This is a genomic window from bacterium (assembly GCA_023228325.1).
Taxonomy (GTDB): domain Bacteria; phylum Auribacterota; class UBA6266; order UBA6266; family UBA6266; genus UBA6266.
In genome coordinates this window covers 1-7,930 of record JALOBK010000010.1, presented here as the reverse complement: position 1 = coordinate 7,930, position 7,930 = coordinate 1, and the positions used below count along the sequence as shown (strand labels likewise).

8 protein-coding genes are annotated in these 7,930 nt (G+C 32.5%); all 8 read left to right on the top strand.

From position 1 onward, the window contains the following. Window positions 1-935: hypothetical protein (locus M0R36_10495; GenBank protein ID MCK9556223.1), on the top strand; the 935-nt coding region annotated here is incomplete at its 5' end. A 1-nt stretch (window position 936) separates the two neighbouring features. Then, window positions 937-2,280, top strand: a complete 1,344-nt coding sequence (locus M0R36_10490; protein MCK9556222.1) for a hypothetical protein — start codon at window positions 937-939, stop codon at window positions 2,278-2,280. 55 nt (window positions 2,281-2,335) lie between these two features. After that, the gene (locus M0R36_10485; protein ID MCK9556221.1) at window positions 2,336-2,944 is read left to right on the top strand and encodes a hypothetical protein; all 609 of its coding nucleotides are present in this window, start codon (window positions 2,336-2,338) and stop codon (window positions 2,942-2,944) included. A 29-nt stretch (window positions 2,945-2,973) separates the two neighbouring features. Next, window positions 2,974-4,914: a hypothetical protein gene (locus M0R36_10480; protein ID MCK9556220.1), complete on the top strand. Its 1,941-nt coding sequence runs from the start codon at window positions 2,974-2,976 to the stop codon at window positions 4,912-4,914. Window positions 4,915-4,979: 65 nt separating this feature from the next. Next, entirely contained in the window at window positions 4,980-5,777 is a 798-nt protein-coding gene (locus M0R36_10475; GenBank protein ID MCK9556219.1) for a hypothetical protein, read from the top strand. Window positions 5,778-5,801: 24 nt separating this feature from the next. Next, window positions 5,802-6,818: a hypothetical protein gene (locus M0R36_10470; GenBank protein ID MCK9556218.1), complete on the top strand. Its 1,017-nt coding sequence runs from the start codon at window positions 5,802-5,804 to the stop codon at window positions 6,816-6,818. Between the two features lie 27 nt (window positions 6,819-6,845). After that, entirely contained in the window at window positions 6,846-7,571 is a 726-nt protein-coding gene (locus M0R36_10465) for a hypothetical protein (protein ID MCK9556217.1), read from the top strand. After that, the coding region (locus M0R36_10460) for a hypothetical protein (GenBank protein MCK9556216.1) at window positions 7,572-7,930 on the top strand (359 nt) is incomplete at its 3' end.

The window sequence follows — 7,930 nt, the reverse complement described above, 5'->3', positions numbered from 1 at the left end:
AATTAATTGCTCCTGTGAAAGAGTTGAAAGGAAAGATTGATTTAGATACCAAAGCAATTAATAGACTTGATGAATTGAATAAAAAAGCAAAATCCCTTGAGGGAAAGTGGCTTGGTGGTATCCGCAAATACCCCATTTATCAACAAGCATTGGATCCCGCAACTAGACTTATGAGTATTGAGTATGATTTCAAGAAAGGAAAAATGAGCAAGACTGAGTATACTGCTAGAATGGGAAATCTTATTAAAGAATACAAAAAACGTGGGCATATAACAAATAAGGATATTGCTGATTTTGTTAAATCTAAAATCGAATCCAAAAAACAAGAATTAATTGCTCCTGTGAAAGAGTTGAAAGGAAAGATTAGATCTGATTCAATGGCAATAGAAAATATTTCAAATCTAAAAAACCAAATTGAATCTGATAAAAAATTTGGACACTCATTCAGAAATTCTGGAAGATTGTATGAAATATCAATCAACTCTCGAAAATTTTTAGAATTAGAATCCATGTATAAAGAAGGAAAAATATCGAAACCAGAATATGTTTCTAGAATGGCATTGGCATTAAAGAAAATAAGAGATAATAAATTAGCTACAGATGATGAAATAAAAGAATTTATAAAACAGAAGTTACCCATAGTTGCTGAGATATCAAATAGAGCAGATACATTTACAAAAAGAGCAAAGGAAAATTTATCTAGTATTTTTAAAGAAATGGAAGAAGCTAAATATAAGAGTGGAGAAAAAATAAAAGAAGCAGTTTCTAATACGGTAACAGCAATTAAAGCACAATCAACAACAATTATGAATCAAATAAAAAGTTCTAACTCAACTGTTGTTTCTAATAATTCTGGAGATCAAGGTTCACAGATGGGCGATTTGATAAATGAATATAATAAAGTCCAAGGATATGTAATGCAGGGGGAAATATAATATGCCAGGAGGATTTAGTTTTTGGGAAAATTTACAGCATATAGGAAATGAATTAGGTATCAATGGGCAGAGCATACAAAATTTTATTAATAATTTAGATTTAGGTGTACAGGTAAATCTAAATGAATTAGAATATTCTAAAGGTGAACCATATAGACAATTGCCAGATAGAATAGGATTCCCACCTGAAGATTTAGTAATGTCCGGATGTGGCGTCGATAAACCGCCAGAGGATACAAGACAATTTTTATTGAGGATGGATCTTTATCCAAGATTACAAACCATCGATTTCGGGCCGCATATTTTTTATTCAAAACCAGCTTTAAGTGAATATAAAAATACTTTAAGATCTCTTGGTATGGAAATGGTAAGAAATAAACTATCATTATATATTTTATCGGAGGGAGCAATATCAGATGGAGTTTCTAGTTCATATGGCCCATCTTTTATGGGATCTGCTTTTAATCTATTTAGTTCTGTGATGCCAGTGGAATTAATATCATTATCAAGAGCAAATCCGGCAGTTCAAGATTTTGTTCAACAACTAGGAAATATGTCAGAAGTCAAAGGATTGGAACAGCACGCAAAAGATATTCTTGGACAAGATCTATATAAAAGTGTTTCAAATATAACAAAATCATATGGTGGGTTGGGATCACTTGCTGCTAATTTGGCCAAGGGTAAAAGAATAGATCTTCCAAATATATGGCAAGGATCAAGCTCAAGATTATCATATTCTGCCACGATACGATTATATAATATTAATCCATATGATTATGCTATGTATAAACACAGAATAGTTAATCCAATAATAGCACTCATGGCGCTATGCACTCCAAAATCTGCTGATGGAATATTATATGATAGGCCGTATATAGTCAGAGTTGATTGTCCAGGATTATTTAAAATAAAAGAAGCTGCTATAACGGATATTTCTGTTGTTAAAGGTGGGGATGCTAATGATATTTCTTTTAAACAGCACCCAAATATGGTTGATGTTAGAATTAGTTTTGAGTCTATATATCCAGCTATGATTATGTTGGAACAAGAAAATGCACCATATCAAGGAAATCCAACAACACTTCAGCAATTTAAAGATAGATTAAATGCTGATTCTTCTCCAAATAAATTAATAAATGAATTTGCTGGCCCACCAACATTGAATGAATATTTGGAAAATATGTTAGATGATAGAGAACTTTTGGCCCCAGGAACTAATTGGGCTCCTGGACAATATGAAAATTATTTAAATCACCAAGATATATTAGATTTAGAAAGTGGAGGAGATAGAGTTCCTGGATCACAGAAAGATATATTTGATAATTTAAAAAACAGAGGAGGATGATTATTATTAAAAAGATGAACAAAAATAAAGTGTTAAGATATAAGGAGGAAGGATTGTGATCAAATATCTAAATTTAGCAGACTACCGTTTTAAAAAGATACAAGATTCTGCGTTTGGTCCTGGTAGTGGCTGGTTAGAAATTTATAATAAATCTAATTCACAATTACTATTTAAATCCAACAAAATTGTATATGATGGTAGAGAAATTTTTGCCCAGCGTGTATTTGGAGAAGATAGAGTTTTAGGTAGCGGAGATAAAGATCTATTCCTTAGATATATGTCCGTTGGAACCGGTGGAACAGATCCCGGCGATCCTAACCTTCCTTTAGATCCAGATCTTGAAGATCATGGTTTAAATACAGAAATTGTTATTGATGTGACTGACCCAGACTGCACTCCGGACGGAAGAAAGAAAAAATTCTTAAGTGTTGAATATCTACAAGATATGAACAATAACAACAGAAATCTTATTGCTAAGGCAACAATGGTTATTGGAAGAACACAATGCAATGGTTTAAGTTTAAATGAAGCAGGATTATGGTTTACAGATAATGCAACACCAGCCTTAGCAACTAGATTTGTTTTAGCATCTAGAATTACCTTCCCAAGTATCACAAAAAATGATACATTGGAATTAGTTTTAGCATGGTATTATTTCATGTAAGATGGAAATAAAATTAGGAGGAAAATAATATGTCAATTCCTATTAGCCCAGGCGCATATTCAAGTTTTACAGATTTAACAGCATATGTGCAAAATGTTCCCGTTTCTATTGGATTCATTGCATTCCTTGCAGATAAAGGTCCAGATAATGAAGTGGTATTCTGTGTTGATAAAGAAAGTCTTGTTTCAACATATGGTAATCCAAATTATTTTAAATATGGTCCGGTTTATGGCCAGGGGATGTTGAATGCAGAAAAGAATGTAACAAGCTCAGGTGCATTATATTGTATGAGAGTGTTACCAACGGATGCACAGGTTGCTAACTTAGCAGTGCAAATTCAGAAACCTACTGGTGGAGCTTTAACAACCATTTTCACTCAGGATATTTTCACTGATAGAAAATTGGCAGCTTCTCAATTTTTTGGGAAAGCCGAACCTCCGGCATTAGATTATTGGCATCCGGCTATGCTTTTTGAAGCCACTGGAAGAGGTGTCTATTACAACCGACTCAAATTCAGATTGACAAAAGTCATGAATAAAGAAGAAACTTTCATTCTTGATATCTATTATGAAAAGGATGATGGATCTCTTCTTTTAGTTGAATATTGGGAAGTTTCATTTAAAGATGGAATTGTTGATGATTTTGGTCAGAGTATTTTTATTGAAGACGTCCTTGAAAGAAATAGTAAATATGTCAGATGCTATATCAGTGATAGAAAAACATATGATCAGCTTGTAGCCGAAGTTGAAAATGAATTAGGTGCAGCTGTCATTAGTGTCATTGATATGGTTTATGAAGCCCCTATTGCTCCTTTAGCTGGTGACACATATTTTGTTAGGCGTGGTGGCAGGGGAACATTTGCTGGTTTAGACGGCAATTATGTTGTGTGGAATGCTGTTGGTTTAACTTGGGTTGCAACTCCAGCTCTTGATGGTGATATTATTAAGAGTGTGGTCGAGAATAAATTATATGCTCATTATGGTGACGGAATTGTTGATCCTTATAACCCGTTGATTCATGATATTATTTTTAAGTTTGGTGCCGAAGTGTATGCTGGCGGTGGAGACTTGACGATGAAAGAATTAGGGTCAGGATCGGACGGATCATTATGGGATGTCAATGGGAAATTGGATGGAACTATTGCAACACAGTTCTTATCAAAAGCATATGTTGGTGATCTGGATGACAGTGTTTATGATATTGACAACGTGCTGTTTGATTTGGTGTTCGATGCCAACTATCCAACGGCAGTTAAAGATAATATCAATTATCTTGCATCAATTCTTAGAAAAGATTGTATAGCTCTGCTCGATAATGGTGATAGTACAACTCCAGAAACAGCTATAGCTGCAAGATACCAGAATCATCCATATAATAATGCATATACATCGTTATGGACAAACTATACAAAAGTTTATGATAATAACAGTGGAAGATATATTTGGGTTTCTCCAACTTATCACCTGAGTTATATTATTCCTCAGAGCGATGAAGAAACTTTTATTTGGTTTGCATTTGCAGGTCTCAATAGAGGTGTGTGTGAACTTGTTAAGGATTTGAGATTCAATCCTAAACAGGCACAGAGAGATAATTTGTATTTATCACAGCTGAATTATATCGTTAGGCTTGAGGGATTCCCTGTTTTCTGGCAGCAATTATCATCGCAGAGCAAGCCAAGTGCAATGCAGGATATTAACATTGTCCGCGTTGTTCTGTATATTGATAGGGCTCTTAGAAAATTCTGCAGAAATTTCATTTATGAGCAGAATGATGAAGAAACTTGGTCTATGGTTGAAAGTGCAGCTGCTGGTTTCTTGGAAACTGTTAAGAAACAGCGCGGGTTGTATAGCTATTCCGTGAGAGCTGGTGCAACCGATGAAGAAAGAAAGAGAAAGATTTTCAACGTTGATATAATCCTGGAACCAACCAGAACAACTGAGAAAATTTTCTTGAGACATTATATCCAGTAATTTTTTTGGGATAAAGAGAAGGGGATATTAATTTATCCCCTTCTCCATAATTGAAGGAGAAAATAATGAAACACACTTTGAATAAATCAGATGCTAAGTTTCTTGCAGATAGCATTCGTTTTGATTTATTAAAGAAACACATTGGATTAATGGAATGTGCTCAAATCAAAACACTGCTCGAAATGAAAGATGTTTCTGTTGTGAATAAATATATTTTAAGAGAAGCTGGTGAAACTGCAATATTTAGTGGCGGATTTGTTATCTTTGGCCTTATAAAAACGGTTCTTGAAGCTGCACTTATGGTATTAGTTGGAAACACAGTGTTAAAGGGTGCAAAATTAGCAACTGGAAAAGATACAACTGCTGGGAAGATTAGCAAAAATTCTGAGAAAGTGGAAAAAATTGCTCGTGAATCCGAAAGCATGAAAAGTGAATTGCAAAAATATAAGGTCGAATTAACATCACTTAAAGATAAATTAAAAGTTGAAGCTCCTAAAGATAGAGCGGTTTATTTAAATCAATTAAAAGAAATTGCTGTGAAAGTAATTAGAAAATATAGAGATGCTATTGCTCTTCAATATCAAGGTTTATACTTGACAAAAGGAAAAGATAGTGTCATGGCTCCTGGATCTTTTTCTAAATCATCCAGAATATTAGCAAACGTTACAATAGTTTTATGTCTTTTTGCTTTAACAAAAGCCGGATTAGTTTTGGCCAAGGTAGTTTCATCATTGGCAAAAAGAGTTGTTAATTTTATGAGTGGGATGAGCAAAAAGAAAGAAAGTGAAGTTAAAGGATTTGTTAAAAGTGTTGATTCGGCAAGTAAAAGTATCTTGAGAAAAAAATCGGTATCTAAGAAATAAAATATCACCAGGAGGTTAGACATAATGAAGTTAAATTTCACTAAAAATGAAATAAATTTTTTAGCAGAATCAATCAAATATTGTACTGTTAAAGATAATATTGGTCTGTTAGAATCCAATCAATTAGTTTCTATTTTAAATTGCAAAAATATAAATATTGTGAAAAAATTTATTACTGAGCAGGAAACCCAGCTTGATAGAGGAATGAAAAATCTAATATCAGGGAAAGAGATGTTACATGCAAATAAAAAGGAAATTGGTAGATTTTTTAAAATGACTTATGACGAACTTTGGGCATATTCAAGTTCATTATTTTCTGAACTGCTTGCAAATCTTAGAAAAAAAGATATAGATCATAATAAATTGGTGAAAGAATATGAAAAAAAAGTAACCAAGGTGGCGGCTGGGAGTGGACTGAAACAATCTGCAGAATTATCCGATAAATATAAAGATAGGTTAGAGAAACTTTTTAATTCTGGAAAAGAATTTATGAAAGAAAATAAAGATAAAGCAATGTCAGCATTGAAGGATTTGGAATTTGGTGAATTTTTTAATCATATGAAAAGTTTGATAACATCAATAAGAAATACTATAGCACAATATATTTATATTCAACTTGGATATGAGAAAGCTGATTTAGCATTAATAAAACGAGCAGCCGACAAAGAAATTAAAGATATCGCGGCTGGGCATACAACTATCGTGACTCAAAGAGAACTTGTTAATAGCGATGCCGGAAAAAAAATAGCAGACTATATTACCAATTTTAATAATTCATCAATAATGGCTGCAAATGCATTGATTACTGCAATGGCAATTTTGACCACAATTGGTTTGGGCATTCTGGGAAAAATGTTATTTCCCGTTATAAGAAATCTTATTGCAAAAATAAAACAAATGTTTGAAAAAGGTAAAAAAGGTAAAAAAGTTGATTCATCTGCTATAAAAGCATCAATCGGAGTTATAAAGAAAATTGCAGATAAATCAGAAAAGAAACATTTGAAGAAAAGAGTTACAAATCTTGGAAATAAAAAGAAATAAAAAAATATTATTTGGAGGTTAAACATAATGAATTTAAATTTCACTAAAGATGAAATAAACTTTTTAGCAGAATCTATTAAGTATGATCTGCTGTTATCGAATTTACATATATTAGAAAATAAAAAAATGTTAACTCTTATGAAGTATGATAACCTCCTATTAGTTAAGAAATATTTACGGGAAGCAGCAAATGAAAAAGATATTAAGGATCAAGAAAGAATAAAAGAAATAAAGAAAGAATATGTTAGTCTTGGATCTCAGTTGAAAACAGCAGGATCTGCAGTTGGTGATCAATTATCATATATGCTCCAAGCTAATACCGTGAGGTCTGCAATGGTAGCAGGATCGGAATATTTGGGAGCAATACTAACAGCAAGTAGGGTGTCACTAATAAATTATGCCGTTAAAATTGGAATATCTGCGAGTGTTGCTGGAGCAGTTCATACAATTGCAGCTGCAATAATTTCATTAATTGTGACATCTATTATTGCCATGGTTGCAACTTCACTCTTTAAAATTGCTTGGAATATTGGAAAAGCAATTCTTAGAGGAATTGTAAATTTGGTGAAAAGCTTTATAAATAAATTTAAAAGTAAGAAACCAGAAGAAGCTAAAAAAGAAGTTAAAGATGCAATGAAAAGATCTAAAGTTGCATTGGGAGCCTCCAAAAAATTAATTAAAATGGTTCCTGGTAAAAGAGGAGAGGGCTTGCTGTTAAGAATAAATAAATTAGATGAAAGACTTTCGAGGTAAATGATGGATATTAAAATTGAATATATGATAGAGGCTTATAACTTAAAGTTTGAAAAGATATGCACTTATTGTGAGACACTTCAAATTGTTAAACCAGTTATAGAAAAATTTGCCCAGAAAATATTAACAACAATTTTAATGTCTTTAAGTGTAGTGTTTTCTATTGTTTGGGTTGGTAATAAAGCAACTGATAAAATAGTGGATGAGCTAAAACGAGGGAGAGAAAATTTAAAAGATAGTGCAAAAGAAACAGGTGATAAAATTAAACAATTTTCTAATGATATATCTAATACAGCCAAAGATCTTAAATCCAAAGAGGGACAGATCTGGTTGATTGATAAAATTAGAATTATGGTCAG